Raw genomic sequence first — 26,140 nt, 5'->3', positions numbered from 1 at the left:
TGCACCCTCTCATCCGGCGCCCGCCTCCTTCCCCCTCGCTTTCTGCTTCCGCGCCCATGAAATCCAGACGCCTGCTCCTTGGTCTCGGCGTACTCGCCGCCACCGGCATTGCCTTCGCCGCCGTGCAGTCGGCTCGCCCGACGATTGGCTACGAACCGGGCGAAGAACGCCCCGGCGGCGCCACCACCACGCCCGACCACGGACGCAACGCTTTTTCATATCCGGCGGCAAACCTGTCGATGGACCGGCAGACTGCGTTCTTCATCGGCAACTCGTTCTTCAAGAAGAGCTGGGTCGGCGCACCGGCCTCGACCTCGGGTCGGGACGGGCTCGGCCCGCATTTCATTTCCCGCGCCTGTGCCGGCTGTCACGTGCTCGACGGCCGCAGCGCCCCGCCGGCGGTGGACGCCAACGGCGTCAGCACCGAGCAAGCGGTGGGCCTGCTGCTGCGCCTGTCGATCCCCGGTGACGGTGGCAAGGACGGTGTGGTGCCCGAGCCCACTTACGGCTCGCAACTGAACAATCAGGCCCTGCCCGGCATCCGCCCGGAGGCCCTGATCACCGTGAGCTACACCGAGGTACCCGGCCGCTTCGCCGACGGCACGCCCTACAGCCTGCGCCAGCCCACGTACACGCTGAGCGAACCCGGCTACGGTCCGCTGCACCCGCAGACGCTGATCTCACCGCGCATTGCCCCCCAGGTCATCGGCCTCGGCCTGCTTGAGGCCATCCCCGAAGCCCGACTGCTCGAGATCGCAGCGCGCCAGGCCGCAGACCAGGCCGGCATCTCGGGCCGCCCGAACCGGGTGTGGGACGCGGTGCGGCAGGACTGGGTCGTGGGGCGTTTCGGCTGGAAAGCCAACGTGGGCAGCGTCGCACACCAGACCGCCGCCGCCTTCAACGGCGACATCGGCATCACCTCCAGCCTGTTCCCGCACGAAGAGTGCACCACGGCACAGCAGGACTGCCGCGTGCGACTGCAGCAGGAAGCCGCCTGGCGCAGCGAGCGTGGAGAGCACCGCACCGACATCGACGACCGCTCGCTCGATCGCAGCATCTACTACACCACCACGCTCGCGGTACCCGCCCGGCGCACACCGGCCGACCCGCAAGTCCTCGACGGCAAGCGCATCTTTCATCAGGCACAGTGCGCGAGCTGCCATGTACCGAACCACGTCACTGGCGACTCGGACGCCTTCCCGGAACTGGCAGGGCAATCCATCTGGCCATACACCGATCTGCTGCTGCATGACATGGGTGAGGCACTCGCCGACAACCGCCCCGACTTTGCCGCCGACGGGCGCGAATGGCGCACCCCGCCGCTGTGGGGCGTCGGCCTGATCCAGACCGTGAATGGTCACCAGACCCTGATGCACGACGGCCGCGCGCGCGGCGTGCTGGAGGCAATTCTGTGGCACGGCGGCGAGGCGGAAGCGGCCAGGCAGCACGTGCTGGGCCTGAATGCTGCCGAGCGCGATGCGCTGGTCCGCTTTGTGGAGTCACTATGATGTTTACCCGGTTTCGTACCAGCCGTTTCGGCCTGCCCTTCGCCGGCCTGCTGTTTTCGCTTGCCCTGCCTGCCCACGCCGCCGCGCCGGCGCCCATCGTGATGCCATCGCAGTGGATGAGTGCCCTGGCCAGCCAGCGCCTTGCGCCAGGCTATCGTCACTTCGGTGACAAGGTGGATGCGCTGGCGAGCGCGCTCGCCGCAAGCTGTGAGGGTCAGCCCGCCGCAGCCGCGGCTGCCCGCCAGCGCTGGCTGGAGGCTGCGCACGACCTGCGCGAACTGAGCCCGCTGCCCATCGGGCCGGTGCTCGAGTCGCGCCTGCTGCGCCGCATCGACTTCTGGCCCACGCGTCCGGCGCAGATCGAAAGCTCGATCGCGCAGTATGCAAGGACGCCCGCCAACACCGCGCGCATCGGCCTGCCAGCGCGCGGCCTGCCTGCGCTTGAGTACCTTCTGTTCGACGCCGAACGGCCGGCGCTCGCCGACGACGGCCCCGCCTGCCGCTATGCCGTGTGGTTGGCCCGCGACACGGCTGCGGGCATCTCCGCGACCGTATCGGCCTGGCCGGACTGGATTGCCGGCCTCGCCGAGGCCGAACCCGAGCGCGAGGCACGCCTGCTCGCCGACGGCATCAACATCCTGATCGGCAGCACCGAAACCCTGCGCCTCAAGTATCTCGAAAAGCCCCTGCGCCCGCACACCGGCCCGGCGGAAACCGACGCCTGGCGCAGCGGGTCCGCACGTGCCGGCCTGATGGCGTACTTCTCCGGCCTGCGCGCCGGCCTGCAGGGTGACGAGGGCATGCCCGGGCTCACCGCAATGCTGCGCGGACGCGGACTGCTGACCCTGGCGGAGCGCCTCGACCAGCGCATCGACGCGGTGCACACGGCGCTGGCAGCGCTGCCCCCGGACTTCGCTGCCGACGCTGCACGCCCGCAGACTGACGCCCTGGTCAGCGAACTCAGCCGCCTGCAACGCCTGCTGGCCGAGGAGCTTGCCGACGCGATGAAGGTCAGCGTCGGCTTCGGAGAGAACGATGGCGACTGATCTGCAGCGCCGCCGCCTGCTGGCCGCCCTTCCCGCCGGCTTCATCCTTGCGCATCTGCCCGCGCCTGCACGTGCCGCGTTTGCCGACGAACCTGCGCTGCTCACCTGCTGGGCCGACTCGCCCTCCCGCCCGCGCCACTTCTTTGCCGGGCGCAGCACCGACATCTCCCACGCATTCGAGCTGCCCGCACGCGGTCACGAACTGGCCTGGCATCCGTCGGGCGACGGCTCCGCGGTGGTCGCCGCGCGCCGACCGGGCCGCTTTCTGCTGCGCTGGGACGTGGCCAGTGGCCGGCAGCTGGCCGCGTTCGACGTCTATGACGCCGACGAGGACATCCGCCTCGAGGGCCATCTGAGCTTCAGCCGCGACGGACGCCTGCTGTTCGCCACCGAGAGCGAACTCATCAATGGTCACGGCCGCGTGGGCGTGTACGACGCACTCACGCTGCAGCGCCTCGCCGCCTGGCCCACCGGAGGCATTGGCCCGCATGCGCTGATGCAGCTCGCCGACGGTCGCATTGCAGTCGCCAACGGCGGCATCCTGACCCTGCCCGAGACCGGACGCCTCAAGCGCAACCTGGACAGCATGGACCCGACCCTTGCGCTGCTCGACCCCGAAGACGGCCGCGTGCTCGCGCAATACCGCGTGCCGGACCCGTGGATGAGCGTGCGCCACATCGCACAGGCGGCCGATGGCCGCATCGCAGTCTCGCTGCAGAACGAAGCAGGGGATGCGGCAGACACGACCAGGGCGCGGCCACTGTTCGCCCGGCTCACGGACGAGGGCTTGCGCTACGGCACGGCAACGCCCGAGGTGCTCGCAGCCTGCGGCGGCTACGCCGGCGACATTGTCGCGATCGACGGGCCGACAGGCCCCGTATTCGCGGTGAGTTGCAGCGTTGCCGGCACGCTTGCGCTATGGGAGGCGGACGGCAGCTTCATCGGCCATCTGCCCACACCCGGCGTCTGTGCGCTGACCACCACGCGCGGGGGGCTGCTTGCCACCGGTGACGGCGGCGACCTGTGGGCAGTCGCACCCGGCGAAGCCCGCGCCCAGGCGCACTGGCCACACGCATTCGCCTTCGACAATCACGCGCGTCCGGGCTGATCGTCCACGCCTGCAGCAGGCACTCAGAACACCGACAGGCCGGTGCGCGCGACGAACATTTCAAGCGCCTTCATGCCCAGCAGCGAGTTGCCGGTCTCGTCCAGTCCCGGCGACCACACGCACAGGCTGAGCGTATCGGGCAGCACGGCCACGATGCCGCCGCCCACCCCGCTCTTGCACGGCAGGCCGATGCGGAAGGCAAACTCGCCGGCCGCGTCGTACGTGCCGCAGGTGAGCATCAGCGAGTTGATGCGTCGTGCCTGGCGATCGGAAACCAGCGCCGAGCCATCGAGCGGATGCGCGCCGTCATTGCACAGGTAGCCGATGGCCCGGGCAAGCTGCACGCAGTTCATTGCCACCGAGCACTGGTGAAAATAGAGATCGAGCACCGGCGCAACATCGTTGTCGATATTGCCGAAGCCTTTCATGAAGTTGGCCAGCGCGATGTTGCGAAAACCCGTCGCTGCCTCCGACGCGGCCACCTCCTCGTCAAACGCCACGGCTTCGCCGGACAGGCTGGAGAGCAGCGCGAGAACTTCGGCCCGCCCATCGCCGCAAGTGCTCACCAGGCGGTCGGCCACTGCAATCGCCCCTGCGTTGATGAAGGGGTTGCGTGGCACGCCGTGTTCGGCTTCGAGCTGCACCAGGGAGTTGAACGGGTTGCCCGAAGGCTCGCGCCCGATGCGCTGCCACAGGACCTCGCCCAGGTTGCGCATGGCGAGAGTGAGCGAGAACACCTTGGAGACACTCTGGATGGAGAACAGCGTCGTCGCATCGCCCGCACAGTACTCCGCGCCCTCCCGGGTGCGCAGTGCAATGCCCAGCTGATGGGGCGAGACCCGCGCCAGGGCGGGGATGTAGCTCGCCACCTTGCCGGCGCCGAGTTCGGGTTTGAGCGTGCTGACGATGTCGTCGAGTACGGGCTGGAAGTCCATCGTCCTGTCCTTGCGAGTGAGGTGCGGCAGAATGGTGCGGACGCTCAGTGCCTGGGGATACCGCTGCGCACCGTATAGACATACAGCGCCTCGACCTGTTCGCGTGCCCACGGCGTGCGCCGCAGAAACTTGAGACTGGAGGCAATGCTGGGCTCGTGATTAAAGCAGCGGATGTCGATCTGCTGCCCGAGTTCCGCCCACGTGTAGTAGGTCAGCAGTTCGTTGAGGATCTTCTCCAGGGTGAGGCCGTGGAGGGGATTATTGGGCTGCGCGTCTGCCATGGGCTTGTCTCGGATCGGGGCAGGCGAACGATAGCAGCCCCCGGGCTGCGCCCCAAGTTTTCAGCGGGCGCGCCGGAACTGACTATGCCCAGGTATCGATCACGCCACCCGCGGTTCCGGCGGGCGCCGCGGGCACGGGCGGCAAGGCCTCGAGCAGCTGCATTGCGCTCTGCTCCTGGATGTCCATGGCTTTCTTGAGCACCGACATCGACACTTCCTGCTGCAGCTGGGCCGCGGAGTTGGCACTCGCGGCGGCGGCGATGGATGAGACATCCATGTCGCACCTCCTTGTCTGATTCTGGCGAACACGCCGATACCGGGCTTAACGGCAGTGCGCAGAAGAACTTGAATCGCCCGTCACCGTGACCTTGCGCACCAAATTGGTGTTTATCCGAGTACCTTAGTCGGGATAGCACGGGTAACATGACGGAATCGTTCGCGGGCACCCTCGCCCCGCCCGCCGCCAATCGAGTCAGCCCCCGCACAATGATTCTGATCCTCAAGTCCTTCCGTTCGCTTTACTTTGCCACCCTGCTGATGCTGCTGGGCTCGGGCCTGCTCAGCACTTACCTGGCCTTGCGGGTCGCGGCAACGGCAGACGGCCTGTGGGTGGGCGCCTTGATGACGGCGAACTACGTCGGTCTGGTGCTGGGCGGCAAGGTGGGACACCGGCTGATTGGACGCGTCGGTCACATCCGCGCCTATGTGGCGTGCGCCGGCGTGGTGACGGCGGCCGTGCTCGGTCACGGCCTGACCGACTGGCTGCCGGCGTGGCTGACGCTGCGCATGGTGATCGGCCTGTGCATGATGTGCCAGTACATGGTGATCGAGAGCTGGCTCAACGAACAGTCCCATGCCGAGCAGCGCGGCCAGGTGTTTTCCGGATATATGGGCGCCTCCTATCTCGGCCTGATTCTGGGCCAGCTGGTACTGGTGGCGCACCCCGAGCTCGGCCTGGAGTTGCTGATGCTGGTCGGGCTGTGTTTTGCCTTGTGCCTGGTGCCGGTTGCCCTCACCCACAAGCTGCACCCGGCCAAGCTGCACCCGGCGCCGCTCGAGCTGCGCTTCTTCTTCAAACGCGTTCCGCTGTCGCTGATCACCATTCTGGTCGCCGGCTTGCTGATCGGCTCCTTCTACGGCCTCGCACCGCTCTACGGCACGCGCATGGGCCTGACGACCGAGCAGGTCGGTCTGTTCATGGGTAGCTGCATTTTTGCCGGCCTGCTCGTGCAATGGCCGCTGGGCTGGCTGTCGGACCGGCGTGATCGCGTATGGCTGATCAGCCGCTGTGGCGCGGTGCTGGCGGTGTTCGCCCTGCCGCTCGCAGTCTTGCCCGAGGCGCCGATATGGCTGCTGTTCGCGGCGGGCTTTGCCGTGTGCATGCTGCAGTTCTGCCTCTACCCGCTTGCGGTTGCGCTCGCCAACGACCACGTGACCGCAGACCTGCGGGTATCGCTCACCGCCATGCTGCTGCTGACTTTCGGTGTCGGCGCCAGTATCGGCCCACTCCTCGCCGGCGTGCTCATGCGCTTTCTGGGCGCCAACATGCTGTATGTCTTTGTGGCCGTCTGCGCGGCCGTGGTGGCATGGCGGGTGCAGCCCAAGCGTGCGACCCACCTGCATCAGGTCGACGACGCGCCGCTGCATCACATCCCGATGCCCGACAGCACCAGCAGCTCGCCGCTGGCCGCAGCCCTCGACCCGCGGGTCGACGAGCAGATTGCGCAAGAGCAGATGCAGCATGCCGGGCCGGAACAGCAGACGTCCCCCCCGACCGACGAACCCGTCGAGCGGCCTTCAGGCAACTGACGCCGGGCGGGTGCCCTCAGCCTACACCGCGAGACCGACTCAGAGCTGGTTTGGGGGCACGATGCCGTGGCGCTTCATGCGGCGATAAACCGTTGCACGGCACAGCCCGAGCTCAGCCGCTGCCGCAGTCACGCACCACTTGTGGCGCTGCAACGCTTCGAGCAACCATTCCCCCTCACGCTCGCTCCAGCGCGGCCCCGAGCCGGCCATGGACGACATCGCAGTCGGCGCTGGCGCCTGGGGCGCAGGCCTGTGAGCAAGTGACGGCTCCATCAACTCATCGGGCAGATCACACACCCGAATCCGTCCGCTATCGCTGACCGCCAGCGCAAAGCGCAGCACGTTGCGCAACTGGCGCACGTTGCCCGGCCAGGCATGACCGCACAGCAGGGCCATGGCCGCCGGATCGATGTCGGCTTCGCATCCCATCTCGGCCGCTTCCTCGGCCACGAGCAGGTTGATCAGGTAGGTCTTGTCCTCACGCATCCTGAGTGCGGGCAAATAGAGCGTCGCGCCACACAATCTGTAGTAGAGATCCTCGCGGAACAGACCATCGGCAATCAGCTTGCGCAGGTCACGGTGCGATGCAGCCACCACCGTCAGTCGGATCGGCTGCGCCTTGTCGCTGCCGAGCGGGGTCACCTCCTTCTCCGCCAGCACACGCAGCAGTCGCGTCTGCAGGTGAATGGGCATGTCACCGATTTCGTCGAGGAACAGGGTGCCGCCGTCAGCCTGGGCAATCAGCCCCTTCATGCCCTTGCTGCGCCCGCCGGTAAAGGCGCCGGCGGTGTAGCCGAACAGTTCGCTCTCGATCAGCGACTCGGGGATTGCGGCGCAATTGATGGCCACGAACGGTTTGTCGCAGCGATCGCTCGATTCGTGCAGGGCCTTGGCCACGACCTCCTTGCCGGTCCCGGTTTCGCCGTGCAACAGAATGCAGACCGACTTGTTGACCAGGCGCTTTGCCTGCCTGATCAGGCGCTGCATCTGCGGATCATCCCCCGCCAGGCGGTCGAGCGCGGGCGCGCTCACGTCCGGCTCGGCCATCTGCGCCAGCTCCGTCCTGCGACCGGGCGCGACGCTGGGCGAAATCACATGGGCGTAAAACACGTCGTGATCGAAGGTGGTCAGGGCCGTGCGCTCGTTCAGTAAGGCATTGCGCCCGATGCGCCATACCTCGGCACTGCCTTCGCGGAAGATCGAATCGAGCGAACTGCCCACGAGCGCGCAGGACACGCCGCGGTCACTCCCGGCCCTGAGCACGCGGCGCGCACCATTGTTGGCGCCGACAACGACGCCGTCGGCATCGAAAGCCAGCAGCATTTCACCGCTGGCATCGACCATCGGCCACGCCGCACCCAGCCGCAACACGTAGGCTTCGTGGAAGAAACGCATGAAGTTGGCGTCTTCGACCATCTTGGCGTACATCACCGTCAGCTGCAGCGCGAGGTGCTGGCTCTCGCGCGGTGAGGGTGAAGTCAGCGCGGAGATGTCGAGCACCCCGAGCAGCGCCCCGGTCGGATCGAACAGCGGTGCACTGTTGCAGGTCAGCGCGATGTGCGACGAGTCGAAGTGGTCGATCTGATGGCAGGTAATCGGGCTGAGATCGGCGATGCAGGTGCCCACCGCGCAGGTGCCTGCCCGCGCTTCGCTCCAGTCGGCACCGAGGTAGAGACCCGAGCGTCGGAGCTCTCCCTCCCAGCGGTCATTGCCGATGAAGTCCACCGTCACGCCGCTTGCATCGGTCAACAGCAACACGTAGCCGAGATCGCATACCCGCTTGTAGAGTTGCTCCATGCCCGTACGCGCCACCAGCAGAAACTCCTCGATCTGCTCCCGGTGTTCGCGCAGCTGGCTGCCTTCGATGATGTGTGCGGGCGTCGGCCGGGTGGGGTCGAGGTCGTAATCTTCGATGCAGCGCCGCCAGGAACGCTGGATCCGGTCTGCGGGTACGTCATTGTCCCGGGTCACGGACAGCACCCGCGAAATGTGATCGCGTTGAGCAAGTTGCATTGCCAATGTCTCCTCCATGCGCGCCTTTGCGGGAGAGTCCCCCAGGCGTCGGTCGTACGTCAGGCCGGTCGAACAGCCTGCGTCGTCATCTCTTCATCTTATAACATTCGTAACATTCCGCCGGCGCGCCGACGCCAGTGAGCAAAGCTGCGCAGCACGGGCAATCATGGCAGGACCTGCATCAGCGCGACGCCGCGTTCGATCACCCAGAACGAAGCGATCGCCGTACACGGCAGGGCCAGCACCCGGCCATTGGCAAAGTGTGGGCTTCGCCAGTAGCGGCGCAGCAGATAGAGCACGGGTGCCGCAACGAGCGACAGGGCGATCTGGCCCAACTCAATGCCAAGATTGAAGCCGACGATCAGCCCCGCAAGATTGCCGGCCAGACTCGCAGCGGCGTCGGTCAGCGCGAACGAGAAGCCGAAACCGTGGACCAGCCCGACGCAGAAAACCGCAGGCGCGAGCAAGGGTTTCTCGCGCCCGCTCATCACGCGCCAGCCTGCATACACGATGGACGCCGCGATCGCCACCTCCACCCCGGGCGCAAACCACGCAAGCGCATTCAGCCCGCCCAATGCGCCAGCGCACAGGGTGATCGAGTGCCCCAGCGTGAAGGCGAGCGAGGTGCGTGCAAACTGCGCAACGCTCGATGCACCGAGCACCAGCAAGAGGATGAGGAGCACATGATCCAGCCCGCCGAGCACGTGATGAACACCCCCTTCGATGAAGTTGAGGAAGCCTGGCTGCGGTTCTGCCGCCTGCGCGCCGCCACCACCTGCAGTCGCCGCCCGCGCCGCCTCGATATCGAATGTGGAGGACAGACTGCCCACGCTCTGATGACTGCCGACACTGCTGTCCTCGCGATGGATGCGCACGATGTTGACAGCACGCTCAGCCAGCTCAGGCCACTCGAGGGGACTGCCGGACAAGACCGACTGCACCCCGGGCAGCGGGCGCGGAAAGCGCAGGCGCATGCTGACGACCGCGTCAGCCAGGTCGACCGAGACATCGTCGTACACGGTCACACCATCGCCCACGTTGCGCTCGATCGCTGGCAGAAAGGTGAAGGGGTCGCGCGCAGTGAGGGTGTCTATGCGCGCCCCTTCCAGGCTGCCATACGCACCATCGATCTGCAGCGCGCGACCGAGACGCGCCTGCAGCAAGCTGGTGTCGCGACGCAGGGCGGCGCCATCCACCACAAGTTGCCCGCGCTCATCGGTGTCGAGGAAATGCGGTGGCGGCTGGCCACCACCCACCGACCAGTCGTGCGGCAGCAGCACCATGGCCAGCGGCATCTGCACATACACCCGCAGCGCGCCATCGTGCGGCACGACGTGGACGATGCGGGCCATGAAGTCCTGGAAGTGAGCCCTTGCCATGGAGCTGCAGGACAGCACCATGGCAAGGAGCAGCCAGACCAGCGTACGGCCCGCGCCGCACGCCGGCCGCGCCCTTACTTGCGCGGGTCCCACAGCCGCTCACTCGTGGTGAGTTCGTAGGCGCGCCCGTCCGGCGCACTCACGAGTTCCAGCTGCATGCCCCAGGGTGACATGAAGTAGATCCAGGTCAGCCCCTTGAGCGGCCCGTCGGCAAACAGATGGGGTTCGCCGAGGAACTTCACTCCCTGTGCCTTCATGTCTGCCATCGCCGCCTTGATATCGTCGACATAGAAGGCGATGTGATGCCCGCCGATGTCACTGTTCTTCGGCCCTTGCTTGCGCTGATCTGGCGAGGTGTATTCGAAAATCTCGAAGTTGGTACCGTTATTGCATCGCACGAGGTGGGCCACCGGAATCTCGGCCCGCGGATTGACGTTGAGGTTCTCCTTCATCCAGTCGTCCTTGAAGGGGCCAAACGGACCGATGGTGAAGAAGGCCTTGCAGCCCATCACGCCCACGAAGAAATCCACTGCCTGCTGTGCATTGGGCACGGTGAAGCCGAAGTGCTCCACGCCGCGCATGCCGGGGACGGCTGCGTGCGCGGCCGGCAAGGTAGCGGCCAGGGCAAGGGCGGCCACGCAACGACGGAACAGGCGACCACTTCTGGAGCTGTTTTCGAGAGTCATTTGAGAGATTCCTTTTCTGAATTGCATTTGTCATCACTTCCACGCGAGCGGGCTTGCCGCTGAAAAAACGGGGGCTCCTCAAGCAGGCCCCCCAAGCTCACGCGAGGAGGAAAGCGTTCATCGATTTCGTGATCCGGCGTGCGGGCAGCACCCGCCCGCCTTCTTTCTGCAGGTGCTCAGAGTTCGCGACGCTTCATCGCCCCGGCGATGTATTCCGCCTGCCGGACTGCAAGGGCGACGATGGTGAGCGTAGGGTTGGCCGCGCCACTGGAGGTGAACTGGCTGCCGTCGGACACGAACAGGTTCTTGATGTCGTGCGTCTGCCCCCATTTGTTCACCACACCATCACGCGCCTCGGCGCTCATCCGGTTGGTGCCCATGTTGTGGCTGGCCGGATAGGGCGGCATGTCGATCACGCGAGTGGCGCCGATGGCTTCGGACAGCTTGCGCCACTGGCCGAGGCCGTGGCGGCGCATGGCGGCGTCGTTGGTGTGGTCGGTCTTGGTGACGATGGGAACCGGCAGCCCGTACTGATCCTTCTCGGTCGGGTGCAGGGTGATGCTGTTTTCCTCCTGCGCGAGGTCCTCGCCGCACACCCACACGCAACTCATGTGGTCGTACTTCTCCAGTGCGGAGCTGACCTCGCGGCCCCAGCCGCCGGGTTTCATGAAGGCGGCGGCGAAGGGCAGATGCAGGGCCAGGCCTTCAAGGTGGTAGCCACCGACGAAGCCACGGTCGGGTTTGTTGGCAACCTCGTCTGCCACCACCGCACCGATATCGAAGCCGCGGTACATGTACACCGGCCCGGGATTGATGGTGAGCGCCGCCGCCGTGGTGTGGTTCATGTAGTTGCGGCCGACCTGACCCGAGGAGTTGGCGAGGCCGTCGGGGAACATCGAGGATGCCGAGTTGAGCAGCAGGCGTGGCGACTCGATGGAGTTGCCGGCAACGCACACCACACGCGCCTTCTGAAGATGCTGGCGTCCGTCCTTGTCGGCATAGAGCACGCCGGTGGCCTTGCCGCTGCTGTCATGTTCGATGCGCAGCACCATGCTCTGCGGCCGCAGTTCGGCGTGACCGGTCTCCATCGCACGCGGGATCTCCGAGTACAGCGTCGACCACTTGGCGCCGATCTTGCAGCCCTGCATGCAGTAACCGATCTGCTGACAGGCCGGACGGCCGTCGTAGGGGCGGGAGTTCGACGCGACCGGGCGCACGATCTCCTTGTAGCCGATCTTGCGCGCACCGGCCTCGATCACCTTGTAGTGGTTGTTGGGCGGCATCGGCGGCAGGCCGCTGGCCTTGGTGCCCGCCACCCCCATCTTGCGTTCGGCGATGTCGTAGTACGGCGCCAGTTCTTCGTAGCTGATCGGCCAGTCGAGCACATTGGCACCCGGCACGTGGCCGTAGGTGCTGCGGGTCTTGAATTCGTGCTCCATGAAGCGCAGCGCCAGGCCGGACCAGTGCATGGTCGAGCCACCCACGCCCTTCACGATCCACGCCGGCAGGTTGGGATAGGTTTCGGTATGGTGCCAGCCGCCGGCCGAGATGCGCTTGTCGAGCCACGAGATCTTGGCAAACATGGCCCACTCGTCGTTCTCGAAATCCTCCTGGGTGTGGTGCTTGCCCGCCTCGAGGATCACCACGTCGATACCCTGCCGGGTCAGTTCGTCCGCAAGCGTGCCACCGCCCGCGCCGGAGCCGACGATGACGACGACGCTGTTGTCGTCCTTGGAAAAGGTCTTGCTCATGTCTCTTGTCTCCGTCTGTTCTTATGGATGTGCGGGATCAGGCCTGGGGCAGCCAGTCGATATCGTCGAAACCGCGATCGACGTAGCCGCCCTTCTCCCACGACGAGCCCTCCTCGCCGAACAGCGGCCATACCGCCTTGTTGTTGTAGAAGCCGGTCACCATGTCGCCCTTGATCTTCTGGAAGAAGGCGCCGCGCTCGATCGCATACAGCAGACCCAGACGTTCGGTTTCGGTGGGAACGTCGGCATAGGGCTTGCTGAAGCTCGCCATGGCGAGGCGGTCGAGCTGGGCGACGCCGTCGAGAATCAGCTTCTTGAGCGCGGGGTCCTTGGCCGCCATCGCGTCGTAGGGCTCGATCGCGAGCATGTAGTAGCGATCCGAGATCCTGTCGTGGGGGAAGATGTCGCGCGCCATGACCAGCAGGGTCTTGCCCGGACCCGCGCCAAGCTGGGTGAAGCCCGCGGCGAGGGCATCACGCGCAGGCATCATCAGGCTGCCTGCGGACAGCGCGGTCACGCTCGCCGCCGCCACGCCAGAACCTTTGAGAAATCCGCGCCGGCTGACGGTGATCCGTTTTTCAACGACGCGCATGCCCTGCGCTGCAGGGGTGTTGCGGTGTTCGTCCTTCATGATGTCTCCTCTTGTTTTGTACTGCCTGGTCGTAACTTGGGTTTCGCGGGGTTCAGGCCGCCACGGAATGGGTTGGGAGCGGGTTGGAAAGCGGGACCGGGTGCACACCGAGCACATCGGTCAGCATCTGGTGCAGGGCCGAGGCGAAGCCCTCGACCAGCGGCGCTGACCCGAGCGCTTCCTCGCACGACGTCGTCCGACGTTCCAGCGCTGCCCTGTCTCCGGCGGGGCGGTCGAGGGTGTCGCACAGCAGCGTCCAGTCCGGGCGCGCAAGCAGGGTGCCCGAGGTGAGCAGCACCCCGTGGCGGCGGCGCAGCTGCGCGAGGCCGACGATCTTGCGACCGTCGACCACGACCTCCCACGGCGACAGGCCGCCGAAGCAGGCCCAGCCCAGGGCGGGATCTGCGGTGCTGCCACGCACGTCGGCAGGCGACAGGGCGTGTGCGGCAACACCCATGTCGCGCAGCAGGCCCGCGATCAGCACCCCCAGCCAGCGGTAGCTTGTGACCGTGCCCCCCGCCAGCAGCCGGTGGTCGGGCGGCAGCAGGATGGAAGTGCTGAGCATCCACGGCCCGGTGAGCACCGCGCCGCCACCCGAACTGCGCTGGACGAGCTCGCAACCGGAGGGACGCGAACGTGCCTGATTCAGCAGTGCCGCCTGTGAGCAGCCGAACACCACGCCCGGCGCGCGATAGGTCCACAAGCGCAGCTGCGGTTCGCGCACGGGTGCCTGGAGCAGTGCCTCATGCCAGCGCTGCTCGTCGGTACTGCTCACCATGGCAAGACGGGGCTCGGCGTCGTACATCACAGATCCGCCGACTCGATGCGGCGCGCGAGGTCGCCGAGGAAAAGCGCCGCCGGGTAACCATCCACCGCACGGTGGTCGAACACCAGGTGCAAGCCCATCATCGGTGCGATGACGACTTCGCCATTGCGCACCACAGGCTTGTCGAGCACCCGTGTCACCCCGAGGATCGCGACCTGCGGCGGATTGATGATCGGCGAGAAGCTGTCGATCGCGGTCGTGCCGAGGTTGGTCACGGTGAAGGTGCCGCGCTGGTAGTAGCCGGCACCGAGCGCCCCTGCCCGTGCACCGGAGGCGACCTGCCTGAGCGCGTCCGAAAGTGCCGGCAGGGCAAGCCCATCGGTATTGCGGATAACCGGCACCATCAGGCCGTCGTCGAGACTGACGGCGACCCCGATGTTGATCTCGGGCATGAGCTCGACCGCCTTGTCGCGCATCAGCGCGTTGAGTCGCGGATGTTCGCGCAGGGTGAGGGCAAGCGCACGCAGCACCAGTACGGTGAGCGACACCTTGTCGCCGGCTGCGGCGAGGTCGCGGCGCAGCGCCTCGCAACGGCTCACATCCACCTCGACCGAGTGCAGAACGCGCGGAATCTGCCAGCCCTGCCCCATGTTGCGGGCAATGGCGCCGCGCAACCCGGTGAGCGGAATCATCTGCGCAGCCGGCACGTCGGCTGCTTGCACAGTGCTTGCGGGGGCATTCATGATCAGCCCTCGATCACCGCAAGCACCGCGCCGCGACCGAAGGTGTCGTCGACTGCGACCTTCAGTGCGGCCACCTTGCCGCCGCAGGGGGCAAGGATCTCGTGCGTGGTCTTCACCAGCTCGGCCACGGCCAGGATCTGCCCGGCCTCGACACTGTCGCCCTCGGCCACCTGCCACTCCTCCAGCAAGGCCTCGGTTCCCTCTTCCACATCCGCCCACACGGCGTCGTCCATCACGATATCGGTCATGTGTGTTCTCGCTTTCAGTTCAGGTTGAGTTGCATCAGGTCGCGCACCGCGGCGGCAATGCCATCCACCTGCGGAATGGCAAAGTCTTCGAGCGGGCGGCTGAAGGGAATGGGCACATCGGGCACGGCCAGGCGGCGGATCGGCGCCTTGAGCTTCACGCGGTCGAGATGCTCGGCGACGATCGCCGCGATCTCGCCGGAGAGCCCGAAGGACAGGTAGTCCTCGTCGGCCACCAGCAGGCGGCCGGTCTTGGCCACCGAGCGCAGCACGGCCTCCCTGTCGAGCGGCACCAGGGTGCGCAGGTCGATGATCTCGACATCGATGCCTTCGGCGGCGAGCTTGTCCGCTGCCAGCACGGCCTTCTGCACCATCTGCGACAGGGTGACGATGGTCAGGTCGCGGCCCTCGCGCACCACCTTGGCCTCGCCGAAGGGGATGGTGTAGGGCTCGAGCGGAACGGCGTTAGTGCTGCCCTCGTAATAGGACATCCACGACAGCCCCATGATGCCCTTGTGATACATGAACACCACCGGGTTGTCGTCGCGGATCGCCGACGTCATCAGGCCCTTGGCGTCATACGCGTTGGACGGCACGACGACCTTGAGGCCGGGCACATGGGCGAAGATGCCGTAAAGACATTGCGAGTGCTGGGCGGCGTCGTTGTAGCCACCGCCGATGCCGGTGGTGATCACCACCGGGTACTTGGTGTTGCCACCCGACATGTAGGTGTTCTTGGCGAGGTGGTTGTAGATCTGGTCGAAACACACGCCGAAGAAATCCACGAACATGAGTTCGGAGATCGGCCGCAGGCCTTCGGCAGCGGCGCCGATGGCCGCGCCCATGAAGCCGGTTTCGGAAATCGGCGTATCCATGATGCGGTCGGGGCCGAACTTGTCGAGCAGGCCGGTGGTGGCGCTGAAAATGCCACCGTACTTGCCCACATCTTCACCCATCACGAACACGCGCTGGTCGCGCTCCATCTCCTGGGCCACCGCCTCCGAGATGGCCTGCGCCATGGTCAGGGTGCGGACTTTGGTTTCTGTTGTCATCGCTGTTTCCTCTCGTCGCGGGTCCGGTTCAGTCGGCAAACACGTGAAGCAGGGCTTCGGACGGTTCGGGATAGGGGCTGTTGCGGCCAAACGCATAGGCCGCCTCGATGCGCTCGCTCACGGCCTTGCGCAGACTGGCATCGCTGGCGTCGTCGAGCAGGTCGCGTGAGCGCAACAACGCGCCAAGCGCCGGGATGGGGTCGTGGGTGCGCAGCTCCTGCGCTTCGCCCTTGGGGCGGTAGGTTTCGGGGTCACCCTGGAAGTGGCCGAGGTAACGGTCGGTCTTGACCTCGATCAGCGTCGGGCCTTCGCCACGACGCGCCCGTGCAACGGCCTCACCGGCCGCACGGAACACCGCGACGGCGTCGTTGGTCTCCACCAGCACGCCGGGCATGCCATAGCCGGCCGCGCGCACGGCGTTGGATTCGACCGAGGTGGAGTCGTGCTTCTCCACCGAGATGCCGTACTTGTTGTCTTCGCACACGAAGATCACCGGCAGCTTCCACAGCGAGGCCAGGTTGAGCGCTTCATGAAAAGCGCCCTGGTTGGCAGCGCCTTCACCGAAGAAGCCGATCGCGACCCAGTCCTTGCCCAGCTTCTTCGCCGCCAGCGCCGCGCCGCAGGCCTGCGGTGCCGAAGCACCGACGATGCCGCTGCAGGAGAACTTCACCGCCGGGTCGAACAGGTGCATGTGCCCGCCCTTGCCGCGCCCCAGCCCGGTGGCCTTGCCGAACATCTCGGCGGTCATCGCGTTCAGGTCGACGTTCTTGGCAATCGCGAAGTGATGCGGCCGGTGCGCGCCAACCACGGAGTCTTCCGTCTTCAGGTGGGCACACACGCCCACTGCAACCGGCTCCTGTCCGGCGGCGAGGTGCATCTCGCCCGGCACCGGGCCTCCACCGATATCGAAGGCGAGGCCTTTCTGAATCTTGGGGGGGAGCTTGCCCTCGAGATAGACCTTGGCCATGGTCTCCTCGTACTCGCGAATCTCCACCATCTTTTCGTACATCCACAGCAACTGTTCGGATGTCGGGTCCATAGCAGGTGTCTCCTCTAAACGTCTTGTTGGCCGGCGAATCGCCGTGTTTCGCATCCGGCCCCGTCAGCGGCCGGCTTGCCCTTCGTCATCGCAAGAGCAATGCCAGGCGCCGACCGACAGCCAAAGAAACGCCTCAACACCTTGTTTTAAAAGACTTCAAGATAATTTTTTCGGCACACGTCGAAGCGCGACGGAGTCCGATGTGTCGCAGCGACAGCGACAGGTGTCGCAGCGCATTAAACGGATGTCCGCCTGGCGCTACGTGTCCTCGGCAGGGACGAGGACGGGAGATCGAACAGACTTGCCCGGTCCTCCCGAGGGTCCGCCAGCAGCCCCATGGCAACGCCAGAACGCACGCCTGTGGACGTAACGGCTGTAACGGATGTCGCACACAAACAGCGACAGCTGTCTCTGTGCGGAGACAGGAAAGAATAAATTAAGCCATTGTTTTTATTGATTAAGTTTTGTGGCAGGAAAGTTGCGTAGTGCTCGCCGTGCCTGGCTTCAACGCCTGGCACGACCGCGATGACAGTCGCAGGCCTTCGTGGCGACCGTTGCCGGAAAAATCAAAAAATCAGGAGACAAAGGATGTTCGGACTGAGCTCTTCCCCACCAGCCCCGAAACGCATGGCAGCCGCACTGGCCATGGCAGTCGGGCTGGGCTGCGGCGCACCGGCCCGGGCCCAGGTCACGTTCGACGTGATCGGCCCTCATGAATACGAACTACCGGTCGGCTTCAAACCCTTCAACGTATTCGTCCAGTACGCGACCTTCCAGGACAGCACCAGACGGTGGGACTCGCGCAGCAAACGCAAGAACACACCTGATACGGACGTCATCGTAGGTCTGTCCAAGTACGTCCATTTCTGGTCACCGGAATCGCATCCGGATATCGGCATTGCTTACGAGATCATCGTCCCGGAAGTGAGCATCCGCAGCAGCTCCAACCACACCTCATCCAGTGGTATCGGCGATCCGCTCACTGGTCCGGCGATCTGGTACAAGCCCTCCGCCAATGCCACCCTCGGCTTCCAGACCTTCATGCAGTTGCCGGTCGGTGACTCGGACGTCGGTGGCGGCGATGTGTGGAAGAACTACTCGAGCCTGTTCTGGGACCTGCAGCTCGGCAAGGTGAGCTACACCGCCGATGCCGGCTTCGTGTTCTTCGGCAAATCCACCGACGCTGACGCCACGCCCGGCACCATCTTCCATACCAACCATCGCCTGGGCTATGCCATGGGTGATGTGGTGGAACCCTTCGTCGCCCTCGACTACGAGTCGCAGGCGGCATGGACGAACAAGGCCACTGGCGCGCGCAACCCACGCAATCACGAACTCACAGCCGGTCTGGGCGTGATGTTCAAGTACTACGGCAACCAGTCGCTGACGCTGCGCTACTCCGGCGGCATCGAGGGCAAGAACCGCGCTGCGACCGACAGCCTGAATCTCAAGTACGCCTACGCCTGGTAAGCGGCCTGCGCTGCACCTGACACCGGCCCGGCTCGACCCGCGCCGGGCGCAGCCGACCACACCGGAAAATATACGGAGACATCATGAAGCCAAGCACCCGCCTCGCCCCCCTCGCTCTGTCCCTGGCCTGCGCCAGTGTCATCGCCGCAACCAGCGCCGACCCCGGCTCGGTCGACCCCGACAACTGGCCGCAGTATCACCGCACTTCCAATGCCTGGCGCTACAGCCCGCTGACCGAGATCAACAAGGACACCGTCAAGAACCTGAAGGTGGCGTGGATTCACCAGCCAGGGAATATCACCCACGGCTTGCAGGCCACGCCGATCGTGATCGACGGCGTGCTGTACTACATCTCGGCCAACAACAACGTGTGGGCGGTCGACGCTGCCAGTGGCAAGACCCTGTGGCACTTCGAGCCCAAGCTCGACCCGCTGTCAAAGCAGGTGTTCTATGCAGCGGCCAGTCGCGGTGTGACCGTAGGCCGTGGCAAGGTCTTCCTCGGCACACTTGATGGGCGCTTCGTCGCCCTCGATCAGAAAACCGGCAAACAGCTTTGGTCCACCCAGCTCACCGACCTCAAGACCCAGTACGGCGCGCTGTTCTCGGCGCCGCCGCAACTGGCGGGAGACGTCCTGTTCGGCGGTACCACCGGCGGCGATCAGCCGATCGCGGGCAAGATCTACGCGGTGAATGCGGATACCGGCAAACCGGTATGGAATTTCGAGATCATCAAGGACGACCCCAAGAGCTGGCCCGGCGACAGCGGCAAGGTCGGCGGCGGGTCGGCCTGGATGCCGGGCACCTACGACGCCGAATCGGACACGATCTACATCGGCACCTCGAACGCGGCGCCCGACTACTACACGCCGGGACGCGAGGGCGACAACAAGTACACCGCCACCCTGCTCGCTCTCGACCCCAAGACCGGCAAGCTGAAATGGCATCGCCAGGAGATTCCGCACGACACCTGGGACTTCGACTCCGCCTACGAGGCGCTGGTGGTGCAGAAGGATGGCAAGGATGTGATCGTCCATCTGAACAAGAGCGGCTTCGTGTTCGTGATGGACAAGGCTGACGGCAAGCTTGAGAACGTGTGGCAGTTCGCCGAGAACATGAACTGGGCCAAGGGCATCGACCCGAAGACCGGTGAGCTCATCGAGCCGCGGCGGCCGCAACCGGGCAAGCGCGAACTGTTGTGCCCCAACCTGCTTGGCGCACGCAGCTGGAACCACGGCGCCTACAACCCCGGCACCGGCCTGTGGTACTCGCACGGCATGGAAGTGTGCAACGAAGTGGTATCGGGCAAGGACGATCCGGCAAGCCTGCGGGCGATTTCGGCGCTCTCGCTCGGCATCGACGAGATCAAGCTGGTTGCGCCGCCGGGCGGAAAGAAGCCTGACGGCCGCCTCGATGCGCGCGACCCGCTCACCGGCAAGCTGAAGTGGAGCGTGCGCTATGAACTGCCACCACTGAGCAGCGTGCTCACCACCGCTGGCGGGCTGGTGTTTACAGGTGACATGGAAGGCCATCTGTATGCCTACGATGCCGACAACGGCAAAGCCTTGTGGCAGTTCAGTGCCGGGTCGGGGGTACGCGGTGGACCGGTGAGCTACGCGGTCAATGGAAAGCAGTACATCGTGATTCCGACCGGGCTCGGCTCCCACGCCCCCGGCTTTCTCGCCGGCGCCTTCCCCCAGATCAAGGATCTGCCGGGCGGCGCAGCCCTGATCGGCTTCACGCTCGATTAAGGCACCCGCCCATCTGCAGGGGCCGGCGATGTCGCTCGCGCCCCTGCGCAGACCATTACACCCGAACGAATGGAGTTGCACATGAACCGGAATGACCGCTCATTTGCCCTGACCGCCATGGCCCAACGCAATTCACTGGGCCTCTTCGCAGCCACCCTGCTTTCACTGTGGGCTGTCACCCCCGCCTTCGCCGTCGCTCCGCCTGCCGACAGCTCGCGCACACAGCAGGCAGCGCCCGCTCCCAGGGGCGGCGCAGTATTGCCATTCGACCTCAAGGACCCGGCCCGCATCGAGACCGGGCGCAAGCGCTTCGCAAAAACCTGCGCGGGCTACTGCCACGGCCACGAAGGAATCGGCGGGCGGGCCCCCGACTTCAAGGGCCGCACCGACCTGAGTGCCGAAGAAGCGTTCAAGACCATCTCGGAAGGACGCCAGACAGCCGACGTCATGCCGCCCTGGGGCGAGGCGTTCTCGGAAGAGCAGATCTGGGAGCTCGTGGCCTACCTGAAACACCTCGGTCGCCAGTCCGTCGATTGAGCGGCGCTCCCGGCGGACTGCGTCGCCCGGAACCCGTGGCGCTCAGCGCTTCTCACCCACGGTCACAGCGATGCTGCCCACACCGGCGACACCGCCCTCGAGGCGGTCGCCGACCTTCACCGCTCCCACCCCGGCAGGCGTGCCGGTAAAGATCAGGTCGCCGGCTTCGAGGGCGAAATAGCGCGACAGGTGGGCGATCACTTCGGGCACGCTCCAGATCTGCGAGGAAAGATCACCCTGCTGGCGGCGCTCACCGTTGACGTCGAGCCAGATCTCGCCGGCGGCCGGATGGCCGCTGCCGCTTGCCGGCACGATCTCGGAGCACGGCGCCGCGGCGTCGAAGGCCTTGCCGATCTCCCACGGACGGCCCGCTTTCTTTGCCGCGCCCTGCAGGTCGCGCCGCGTCATGTCGAGACCGACGCCGTAGCCGAACACATGCTCAAGCGCGTCTTCGGCTGCGATGTTGCGCCCACCGCGACCAATCGCGACGACGAGTTCGATCTCGTGATGAACATCGTTCGATTCGCTCGGATACGGAAACACGCTGCCCGATGCGATCAGGCTGTCCGGATGCTTGGTGAAGAAGAACGGCGGCTCGCGGTCGGGATCGTGGCCCATTTCGCGCGCGTGGTCGGCGTAGTTTCGGCCCACGCAATACACACGGCGCACCGGAAATCGCTGCGCGCTACCGCTCACCGCAACACTGGGCACGGCCGGGGCGAAGACATACTGCTCATTGTGATCGGATGACACTTCGGGAATCTCCTCGTTTCAGTTGGTACGGACGCGCTCACAGCCGGACAGGTTGCGGCCCTGTTCGCGCGTGAATGTTTTGCGGGAAGCGTTCGTGCCTCGAACCGGGTCCTCGAGCACGAACCGGATGCGACTCACGGTGCGGACCGGGGCGGATTGCGCCCCGGACTCGCCACTGCACAAGTCTATCCGCGTATGGATTCGTTTCGCACCATTTGGCGGGAACATCAGCGCGACTCTCCACTGCAAGTGGAGCACCTGGCGGCGACAAAAATGCCGCCGGACCAAACCGGACGCGAAAAACGCTGTCAGACTTTGAACCTTACGGATTCAAGACTGACACCATGCCCATCTCCCCTTTCATTGCCGCCCACGCCAGCAACCCCGACTGGCGTACCGCACTGCATCGCTGCCTGGAACAGCTGACCCGCGCTGCGAAAGCGGACGCGGGTGCTGCGCCGGTGGCCGAGTACACGCTGGGCTGGTGCTATCTGACCGACCCCTTTGCCGATGCGGCAGAAGCGATTCTCGCCGAACTCAGGCAACACCTGCCCGGAGTGAGCTGGGTCGGCACGGTCGGGATCGGCATCGCCGCCAGTGGCGTTGAGTACATCGACGAGCCCGCCATTGCCCTGATGCTCGCCCCCATGCCGCGCGCCTCCTTCAGGCTGTTCTCCGGTCGCCAGCCCTTGCCGATGACGCCGGAAGCCGGCGCGTTCAACGCCCACACCGCGCTCGTACATGCCGATGGCACCACGCCCGACCTGCAGGAGTTGCTGCCCGAGCTGGCCGAGAGGACCGCGACCGGATACCTGTTCGGCGGGCTGTCTTCGGCGCGCACCCATACCTTGCAGATTGCCGACGCGGTGCTCACCGGCGGTCTGTCGGGTGTCGCCTTTGCCGAGGACGTCGGCCTGCTGTCGCGGGTGACGCAGGGCTGCCAGCCCATGGGGCCGGCACGGCAGGTGACACGGGCCGAGGACAATAACGTGCTCACCCTCGACGGCCAGCCGGCGCTTGCCTGCGCCCTGCAGGATCTGGGGCTGGCGAACGACCTCGCTGTCGAGGAGATGGCCGAAGCCTTGTCCTCGACCCTGGTCGGACTGTGCCGCAGCAACGACGACCAAGCCTCCACGCCGGCCCGCTTCGGCCCGGACACCCTGGTGCGCCACATCATCGGTCTCGATCCCCGCGCCCGGGTGCTGGCCATCGGCGACGAGGTTGAGACCGGCGCGCAGCTCACCTTCTGCCGCCGCAACCCCGAAGCCGCACTGGAGGATGTTCGCCGCATCGCGACCGAGATCAGGGATGAGCTCGAAACGAGCAAGCAGCGCGCCGCCGGTGCCATCTACGTCAGCTGTGTCGGCCGCGGCGGCCCACACTTCGGTACGCCGGATGCAGAGCTGTCCGCCATCCGCGACGTGCTCGGCGAGCTGCCGCTGGTCGGCTTCTTTGCCAACGGCGAGATCGCGCGCGACCGGCTCTACGGCTACACCGGGGTACTGAGCGTCTTCACCATGCCGGCGTGATCTAGCGCCGGCGCGCGTACAGCCAGCCAAGGCTACCTGCAAGCAGAATCACCAGGGCGATCGTGCCCTCGTGCTGCCGGGCTTCGTCGAGCAGGTTCAACAGCGCCAGGCCAAAGGCGTAGCCCAGGCCGGTAAACAGCGATGCCCACACCAGCGCAGCCAGCAGGTTGAGTGCGACAAACTCGGCCAGCGGCACGCGTGCGATACCAAGCGCCACCGGCCCCGCGACCCGCAGGCCATAGGAGAAGCGCAGCGCGAAGATGAGCCATCGACGGTGACCGAGCAGGCGCGGACGCAGCTTCTCGACCTTGTTCGCGACCGCAGGAAAGCGGGCCAGCACGCGCTCACCGCGCCAGCGCCCAAGCAGATACCAGCCCTGATCCACGAGTGCATTCACTGCCGCAGCGAAGAGCGTGATCCCCCACCATGAAGCGTGCCCCTGGTGCGCTGCGTAGCCTGCGAGGACGACGACCGTCTCACCCTCGAACAGCCCCCCGAGCAGGACAGCCAGATAGATATGGGTTTGCAGCAGCAGGGCGAGATCAGGCATTCACACTCGACTCTGAAAGTTCAGTGCCACACCGGGGTGGATTGCCGGACCGGCATGGTGGCACAGGATCGACTGCGATAAGCTCGGACACATTCAGCCCGCCCCATCCGCAATCGCCGCAACACCGCTTATCCTGACATTCTGCCCCCAATGTGCAGTCGCGGGTGAGCCCCCCTGAAGGAAGATCCATGGAGTTCGACCCACGCCAGTTTGCCCCCGCTACCGAGCGCAATCGCCACCTAATCCTGCCCGTCCTGCAGCGCGTGCTGCCCGCCGCGGGGACGGTGCTGGAGATCGGCAGCGGTACCGGCGAACATGCGGTGTACTTTGCCCAGGCACTGTCCCACCTGAACTGGCAGCCGAGCGACACGAATCCTGCGGCGCTGGCATCGATCAGGGCCTGGACCGAGCACGCAGGCGCAGGAAGCGTCGCCGCACCGCTCGCGCTCGACGTGCGCGCGCCGACGTGGCCGCTCACCCGGGCCGACGCGCTGGTGTGCATCAATGTGATCCATTACTCGCCATGGGAAAGCACACCCGCCCTGCTCGCGGGGGCAGCACGGGTGCTGCCAGAAGGTGGCATCGTGTATCTGTACGGCCCTTATCGGCGCGAAGGTCGGCACACCGCGCCGAGCAACGAAGAGTTCGATGCCTGGCTCAAGAGTCGCGATCCGGAATTCGGTGTGCGGGATATCGAAGCGGTAGAGGCTGAAGCAGCCGCGTGCGGGCTGTGCCTCGACGAAGTCATCGCCATGCCGGCGAATAATTTCAGTCTGATCCTGAAACGTAGCTGAGCACTTCATCCGGGGGCGCAGAGCCAAGCCTGCCACCCCGGATGAAGCTTCAAGACCTGAGGGCTCAGGCCTTGGGCATGCGGCCCATCAGGTAGAACTGCTCGTTGGGCGGCGTACCGGTGAGGTGCACCAGACGGTTGCTCATGCTGAAGAACGCGGTAATCGCGCCGATGTCCCAGATGGCCTCGTCGTCAAAGCCGTGTTCGCGCAGCGCGTCCATATCGGCAGCTTCGATTTCTCCGCCACGGGTCGACAGCTTGACCGCGAAATCGAGCATCGCGCGCTGGCGCGGCGTGATCTCGGCCTTGCGGTAGTTGGTCGCCAACTGGTCGGCAACGCGCGGGTTCTTGGCGCGAATACGCAACACCGCGCCATGCGCGACGACGCAGTACAGACACTCGCTCACGCCCGAGGTGGCGACCACGATCATCTCGCGCTCGGCTTTGGACAGGCCGACATCCTTTTCCATCAGTGCGTCGTGATAGTCGAAAAAGGCGCGGAACTCGGCCGGACGATGCGCAAGCATCAGAAACACATTGGGAATGAAGCCAGCCTTTTCCTGCACCGCCAGAATCTTGTTGCGGATGTCCTCGGGCAGCTCGGTGAGCTCGGGAACGGGGAAGCGGCTGATGGAACGATCGGTCATGCGGTTCTCCTCACAAAAAACGTGCCTGTAATTGTTATAGGCGACAGAAAAATCAGGTCACTGACGCTACGGCGGCCGCGCACACTGACGCGGCCACCGCCTCCGTCACTACGGCTTGATCAGCGATTTACATCGACGACGACGCGACCGCGGATCTTGCCTTCGAGCAGCTCGGAAGCCGCCGGGATGGCATCCGACAAGGCGATCTCGTGGGTAATGAGATCGAGCTTGCTGACATCGAGGTCACGCGCCAGGCGGGCCCAGGCTTCGAGGCGGTCGGCGCGCGGGCACATCACGCTGTCGACACCGGCAAGGGTGACGCCGCGCAGGATGAAGGGCGCCACGGTGGAGGGGAAGTCCATGCCCTGGGCGAGACCGCAGGCCGTGACCACGCCGCGATAGCGGGTGCTGGCGCAGACGTTGGCCAGAGTGTGGCTGCCGACGGTATCCACCGCACCGGCCCAGCGCTCTTTGGCCAGCGGGCGGCCTGCCGCGGAGAACTGCGCGCGGTCGATGATCTCTGCCGCACCGAGCGACTTCAGGTAGTCCGCTTCCTGCGGACGCCCGGTGGAGGCCACCACGGTGTAGCCGAGCTTGGCCAGCAGGGCCACGGCCACGCTGCCCACGCCGCCATTGGCCCCGGTCACCAGGATTTCGCCCTTGTCCGGGGTCACGCCGTGGCGCTCGAGCGCCAGCACGCACAGCATCGCGGTGTAGCCGGCGGTGCCGATGGCCATCGCCTGCTTCGGCGTAAACGCTGCGGGCAGCGGCACCAGCCACTCGCCCTTGAGCTTTGCCTTTTGCGCCAGCCCGCCCCAATGCCCTTCGCCCACGCCCCAGCCATTGAGCACGACTGCGTCGCCCACGGCGATGCCGTCATGGCTGCTCGACTCGACGGTGCCGACCAGGTCGATACCCGGTACCAGCGGAAACTTGCGCACGACCGGGCCCTTGCCGGTAATCGCGAGACCGTCCTTGTAGTTCAGCGTGCTGAACTGGACGTTGACGGTCACGTCGCCCTCGGGCAGCTGTGCCTCGTCGATGTCGCTCAGCGTGGCGCGATAACCGGCGTCGTCCTTCTCGATCAGAATGCCCTTGAACATGTATTTCTCCTCCTGTGG

At 65.7% G+C, this 26,140-nt stretch carries 26 protein-coding genes; 9 read left to right on the top strand and 17 right to left on the bottom strand.

Features of this window, described 5'->3' with window-relative positions:
* The first annotated feature begins 56 nt into the window (after nucleotides 1-56).
* From CEW87_RS06840 to CEW87_RS06830, 3 genes are read left to right on the top strand one after another with little or no spacing between them, the layout of a single operon-like run.
* Entirely contained in the window at nucleotides 57-1,508 is a 1,452-nt protein-coding gene (locus CEW87_RS06840; RefSeq protein WP_108972017.1) for a di-heme oxidoredictase family protein, read from the top strand.
* Complete coding sequence (locus CEW87_RS06835; RefSeq protein ID WP_108972016.1) at nucleotides 1,505-2,554, top strand: imelysin family protein; 1,050 nt, start codon at nucleotides 1,505-1,507, stop codon at nucleotides 2,552-2,554. Before CEW87_RS06840 ends, CEW87_RS06835 begins: the two co-directional genes overlap by 4 nt.
* Entirely contained in the window at nucleotides 2,544-3,662 is a 1,119-nt protein-coding gene (locus CEW87_RS06830) for a DUF1513 domain-containing protein (protein ID WP_108972015.1), read from the top strand. The genes CEW87_RS06835 and CEW87_RS06830 overlap by 11 nt, the downstream gene beginning before the upstream one ends.
* 23 nt (nucleotides 3,663-3,685) lie before the next feature.
* On the opposite strand, the gene CEW87_RS06825 is transcribed toward CEW87_RS06830, so the two are convergent.
* From CEW87_RS06825 to CEW87_RS06815, 3 genes are all read right to left on the bottom strand, one after another.
* Nucleotides 3,686-4,597 (bottom strand): glutaminase, encoded by a 912-nt coding sequence (locus tag CEW87_RS06825; RefSeq protein ID WP_108972014.1) that lies wholly within the window; start codon nucleotides 4,595-4,597, stop codon nucleotides 3,686-3,688.
* A 44-nt stretch (nucleotides 4,598-4,641) separates the two neighbouring features.
* Entirely contained in the window at nucleotides 4,642-4,878 is a 237-nt protein-coding gene (locus tag CEW87_RS06820) for a VF530 family DNA-binding protein (RefSeq protein ID WP_108972013.1), read from the bottom strand.
* Nucleotides 4,879-4,960: 82 nt separating this feature from the next.
* Nucleotides 4,961-5,155 (bottom strand): YjfB family protein, encoded by a 195-nt coding sequence (locus tag CEW87_RS06815; RefSeq protein ID WP_108950131.1) that lies wholly within the window; start codon nucleotides 5,153-5,155, stop codon nucleotides 4,961-4,963.
* Between the two features lie 146 nt (nucleotides 5,156-5,301).
* Between CEW87_RS06815 and CEW87_RS06810 the strand changes: the two genes are divergently transcribed.
* Nucleotides 5,302-6,687, top strand: coding sequence for an MFS transporter (locus CEW87_RS06810; protein WP_199917139.1), 1,386 nt, complete (start codon nucleotides 5,302-5,304; stop codon nucleotides 6,685-6,687).
* Between the two features lie 39 nt (nucleotides 6,688-6,726).
* Here the strand turns inward: CEW87_RS06810 and CEW87_RS06805 are convergent, their stop codons facing one another.
* From CEW87_RS06805 to CEW87_RS06760, 10 genes are all read right to left on the bottom strand, one after another.
* Nucleotides 6,727-8,700: a sigma-54-dependent Fis family transcriptional regulator gene (locus CEW87_RS06805; protein WP_108972012.1), complete on the bottom strand. Its 1,974-nt coding sequence runs from the start codon at nucleotides 8,698-8,700 to the stop codon at nucleotides 6,727-6,729.
* Nucleotides 8,701-8,864: 164 nt separating this feature from the next.
* On the bottom strand, nucleotides 8,865-10,052 hold the full coding sequence (locus tag CEW87_RS06800; RefSeq protein ID WP_108972011.1) for a HupE/UreJ family protein: 1,188 nt from the start codon (nucleotides 10,050-10,052) through the stop codon (nucleotides 8,865-8,867).
* Nucleotides 10,053-10,153: 101 nt separating this feature from the next.
* On the bottom strand, nucleotides 10,154-10,765 hold the full coding sequence (locus tag CEW87_RS06795; protein WP_108972010.1) for a VOC family protein: 612 nt from the start codon (nucleotides 10,763-10,765) through the stop codon (nucleotides 10,154-10,156).
* A 176-nt stretch (nucleotides 10,766-10,941) separates the two neighbouring features.
* On the bottom strand, nucleotides 10,942-12,516 hold the full coding sequence (locus CEW87_RS06790) for a GMC family oxidoreductase (protein WP_108972009.1): 1,575 nt from the start codon (nucleotides 12,514-12,516) through the stop codon (nucleotides 10,942-10,944).
* A gap of 37 nt (nucleotides 12,517-12,553) precedes the next feature.
* On the bottom strand, nucleotides 12,554-13,147 hold the full coding sequence (locus tag CEW87_RS06785) for a twin-arginine translocation signal domain-containing protein (protein WP_234421697.1): 594 nt from the start codon (nucleotides 13,145-13,147) through the stop codon (nucleotides 12,554-12,556).
* Between the two features lie 52 nt (nucleotides 13,148-13,199).
* Nucleotides 13,200-13,952, bottom strand: a complete 753-nt coding sequence (locus CEW87_RS06780; protein ID WP_108972008.1) for a lipoate--protein ligase family protein — start codon at nucleotides 13,950-13,952, stop codon at nucleotides 13,200-13,202.
* On the bottom strand, nucleotides 13,952-14,656 hold the full coding sequence (locus CEW87_RS06775; protein ID WP_108972007.1) for a 2-oxo acid dehydrogenase subunit E2: 705 nt from the start codon (nucleotides 14,654-14,656) through the stop codon (nucleotides 13,952-13,954). The genes CEW87_RS06780 and CEW87_RS06775 overlap by 1 nt, the downstream gene beginning before the upstream one ends.
* 2 nt (nucleotides 14,657-14,658) lie before the next feature.
* Complete coding sequence (locus CEW87_RS06770) at nucleotides 14,659-14,904, bottom strand: lipoyl domain-containing protein (protein WP_108972006.1); 246 nt, start codon at nucleotides 14,902-14,904, stop codon at nucleotides 14,659-14,661.
* A gap of 14 nt (nucleotides 14,905-14,918) precedes the next feature.
* Nucleotides 14,919-15,953, bottom strand: coding sequence for an alpha-ketoacid dehydrogenase subunit beta (locus CEW87_RS06765; protein WP_108972005.1), 1,035 nt, complete (start codon nucleotides 15,951-15,953; stop codon nucleotides 14,919-14,921).
* 28 nt (nucleotides 15,954-15,981) lie between these two features.
* On the bottom strand, nucleotides 15,982-16,992 hold the full coding sequence (locus CEW87_RS06760) for a thiamine pyrophosphate-dependent dehydrogenase E1 component subunit alpha (RefSeq protein ID WP_108972004.1): 1,011 nt from the start codon (nucleotides 16,990-16,992) through the stop codon (nucleotides 15,982-15,984).
* 588 nt (nucleotides 16,993-17,580) lie between these two features.
* Here CEW87_RS06760 and CEW87_RS06755 point away from each other — a divergent pair.
* The 3 genes from CEW87_RS06755 to CEW87_RS06745 all read left to right on the top strand — a co-directional run bounded on the left by CEW87_RS06755 (nucleotide 17,581) and on the right by CEW87_RS06745 (nucleotide 20,747).
* The gene (locus CEW87_RS06755; protein WP_108972003.1) at nucleotides 17,581-18,462 is read left to right on the top strand and encodes a transporter; all 882 of its coding nucleotides are present in this window, start codon (nucleotides 17,581-17,583) and stop codon (nucleotides 18,460-18,462) included.
* A gap of 83 nt (nucleotides 18,463-18,545) precedes the next feature.
* Nucleotides 18,546-20,210, top strand: coding sequence for a pyrroloquinoline quinone-dependent dehydrogenase (locus tag CEW87_RS06750; protein ID WP_108972002.1), 1,665 nt, complete (start codon nucleotides 18,546-18,548; stop codon nucleotides 20,208-20,210).
* Nucleotides 20,211-20,291: 81 nt separating this feature from the next.
* A complete protein-coding gene (locus CEW87_RS06745) occupies nucleotides 20,292-20,747 on the top strand; it encodes a c-type cytochrome (protein ID WP_234421696.1) in 456 nt (151 codons plus the stop codon).
* A gap of 42 nt (nucleotides 20,748-20,789) precedes the next feature.
* On the opposite strand, the gene CEW87_RS06740 is transcribed toward CEW87_RS06745, so the two are convergent.
* On the bottom strand, nucleotides 20,790-21,500 hold the full coding sequence (locus CEW87_RS06740) for a fumarylacetoacetate hydrolase family protein (protein ID WP_108972001.1): 711 nt from the start codon (nucleotides 21,498-21,500) through the stop codon (nucleotides 20,790-20,792).
* A gap of 344 nt (nucleotides 21,501-21,844) precedes the next feature.
* On the opposite strand from CEW87_RS06740, the gene CEW87_RS06735 reads away from it, so the two are divergent.
* A complete protein-coding gene (locus tag CEW87_RS06735; protein ID WP_108972000.1) occupies nucleotides 21,845-23,029 on the top strand; it encodes an FIST signal transduction protein in 1,185 nt (394 codons plus the stop codon).
* A 1-nt stretch (nucleotide 23,030) separates the two neighbouring features.
* Here the strand turns inward: CEW87_RS06735 and CEW87_RS06730 are convergent, their stop codons facing one another.
* Nucleotides 23,031-23,579: a DedA family protein gene (locus CEW87_RS06730; protein WP_108971999.1), complete on the bottom strand. Its 549-nt coding sequence runs from the start codon at nucleotides 23,577-23,579 to the stop codon at nucleotides 23,031-23,033.
* Between the two features lie 188 nt (nucleotides 23,580-23,767).
* Between CEW87_RS06730 and CEW87_RS06725 the strand changes: the two genes are divergently transcribed.
* Nucleotides 23,768-24,373 carry a DUF938 domain-containing protein gene (locus CEW87_RS06725; RefSeq protein WP_108971998.1) on the top strand — a complete coding sequence of 202 codons (606 nt, stop codon included), beginning with the start codon at nucleotides 23,768-23,770 and terminating at the stop codon, nucleotides 24,371-24,373.
* 64 nt (nucleotides 24,374-24,437) lie between these two features.
* On the opposite strand, the gene CEW87_RS06720 is transcribed toward CEW87_RS06725, so the two are convergent.
* Both CEW87_RS06720 and CEW87_RS06715 read right to left on the bottom strand, forming a co-directional pair.
* A complete protein-coding gene (locus tag CEW87_RS06720) occupies nucleotides 24,438-25,019 on the bottom strand; it encodes a peroxidase-related enzyme (protein WP_108971997.1) in 582 nt (193 codons plus the stop codon).
* A 119-nt stretch (nucleotides 25,020-25,138) separates the two neighbouring features.
* On the bottom strand, nucleotides 25,139-26,122 hold the full coding sequence (locus CEW87_RS06715; RefSeq protein ID WP_108971996.1) for an MDR family oxidoreductase: 984 nt from the start codon (nucleotides 26,120-26,122) through the stop codon (nucleotides 25,139-25,141).
* Nucleotides 26,123-26,140: the final 18 nt, after the last annotated feature.

Origin of the sequence: Parazoarcus communis, from assembly GCF_003111665.1 — a bacterium.
GTDB lineage: Bacteria > Pseudomonadota > Gammaproteobacteria > Burkholderiales > Rhodocyclaceae > Parazoarcus > Parazoarcus communis_B.
The sequence above is the reverse complement of the archived record's forward strand: the minus strand, read 5'-3'. Positions and strand labels throughout refer to the sequence as shown.

Bases quoted from the DNA above. Each gene is read 5' to 3' on its own strand.
- CEW87_RS06840 (WP_108972017.1), top strand. From the start codon at position 57: ATGAAATCCAGACGCCTGCTCCTTGGTCTCGGCGTACTCGCCGCCACC.
- CEW87_RS06835 (WP_108972016.1), top strand. From the start codon at position 1,505: ATGATGTTTACCCGGTTTCGTACCAGCCGTTTCGGCCTGCCCTTCGCC.
- CEW87_RS06830 (WP_108972015.1), top strand. From the start codon at position 2,544: ATGGCGACTGATCTGCAGCGCCGCCGCCTGCTGGCCGCCCTTCCCGCC.
- CEW87_RS06825 (WP_108972014.1), bottom strand. From the start codon at position 4,597: ATGGACTTCCAGCCCGTACTCGACGACATCGTCAGCACGCTCAAACCC.
- CEW87_RS06820 (WP_108972013.1), bottom strand. From the start codon at position 4,878: ATGGCAGACGCGCAGCCCAATAATCCCCTCCACGGCCTCACCCTGGAG.
- CEW87_RS06815 (WP_108950131.1), bottom strand. From the start codon at position 5,155: ATGGATGTCTCATCCATCGCCGCCGCCGCGAGTGCCAACTCCGCGGCC.
- CEW87_RS06810 (WP_199917139.1), top strand. From the start codon at position 5,302: ATGACGGAATCGTTCGCGGGCACCCTCGCCCCGCCCGCCGCCAATCGA.
- CEW87_RS06805 (WP_108972012.1), bottom strand. From the start codon at position 8,700: ATGCAACTTGCTCAACGCGATCACATTTCGCGGGTGCTGTCCGTGACC.
- CEW87_RS06800 (WP_108972011.1), bottom strand. From the start codon at position 10,052: ATGGCCCGCATCGTCCACGTCGTGCCGCACGATGGCGCGCTGCGGGTG.
- CEW87_RS06795 (WP_108972010.1), bottom strand. From the start codon at position 10,765: ATGACTCTCGAAAACAGCTCCAGAAGTGGTCGCCTGTTCCGTCGTTGC.
- CEW87_RS06790 (WP_108972009.1), bottom strand. From the start codon at position 12,516: ATGAGCAAGACCTTTTCCAAGGACGACAACAGCGTCGTCGTCATCGTC.
- CEW87_RS06785 (WP_234421697.1), bottom strand. From the start codon at position 13,147: ATGAAGGACGAACACCGCAACACCCCTGCAGCGCAGGGCATGCGCGTC.
- CEW87_RS06780 (WP_108972008.1), bottom strand. From the start codon at position 13,952: ATGTACGACGCCGAGCCCCGTCTTGCCATGGTGAGCAGTACCGACGAG.
- CEW87_RS06775 (WP_108972007.1), bottom strand. From the start codon at position 14,656: ATGAATGCCCCCGCAAGCACTGTGCAAGCAGCCGACGTGCCGGCTGCG.
- CEW87_RS06770 (WP_108972006.1), bottom strand. From the start codon at position 14,904: ATGACCGATATCGTGATGGACGACGCCGTGTGGGCGGATGTGGAAGAG.
- CEW87_RS06765 (WP_108972005.1), bottom strand. From the start codon at position 15,953: ATGACAACAGAAACCAAAGTCCGCACCCTGACCATGGCGCAGGCCATC.
- CEW87_RS06760 (WP_108972004.1), bottom strand. From the start codon at position 16,992: ATGGACCCGACATCCGAACAGTTGCTGTGGATGTACGAAAAGATGGTG.
- CEW87_RS06755 (WP_108972003.1), top strand. From the start codon at position 17,581: ATGTTCGGACTGAGCTCTTCCCCACCAGCCCCGAAACGCATGGCAGCC.
- CEW87_RS06750 (WP_108972002.1), top strand. From the start codon at position 18,546: ATGAAGCCAAGCACCCGCCTCGCCCCCCTCGCTCTGTCCCTGGCCTGC.
- CEW87_RS06745 (WP_234421696.1), top strand. From the start codon at position 20,292: ATGAACCGGAATGACCGCTCATTTGCCCTGACCGCCATGGCCCAACGC.
- CEW87_RS06735 (WP_108972000.1), top strand. From the start codon at position 21,845: ATGCCCATCTCCCCTTTCATTGCCGCCCACGCCAGCAACCCCGACTGG.
- CEW87_RS06730 (WP_108971999.1), bottom strand. From the start codon at position 23,579: ATGCCTGATCTCGCCCTGCTGCTGCAAACCCATATCTATCTGGCTGTC.
- CEW87_RS06725 (WP_108971998.1), top strand. From the start codon at position 23,768: ATGGAGTTCGACCCACGCCAGTTTGCCCCCGCTACCGAGCGCAATCGC.
- CEW87_RS06720 (WP_108971997.1), bottom strand. From the start codon at position 25,019: ATGACCGATCGTTCCATCAGCCGCTTCCCCGTTCCCGAGCTCACCGAG.
- CEW87_RS06715 (WP_108971996.1), bottom strand. From the start codon at position 26,122: ATGTTCAAGGGCATTCTGATCGAGAAGGACGACGCCGGTTATCGCGCC.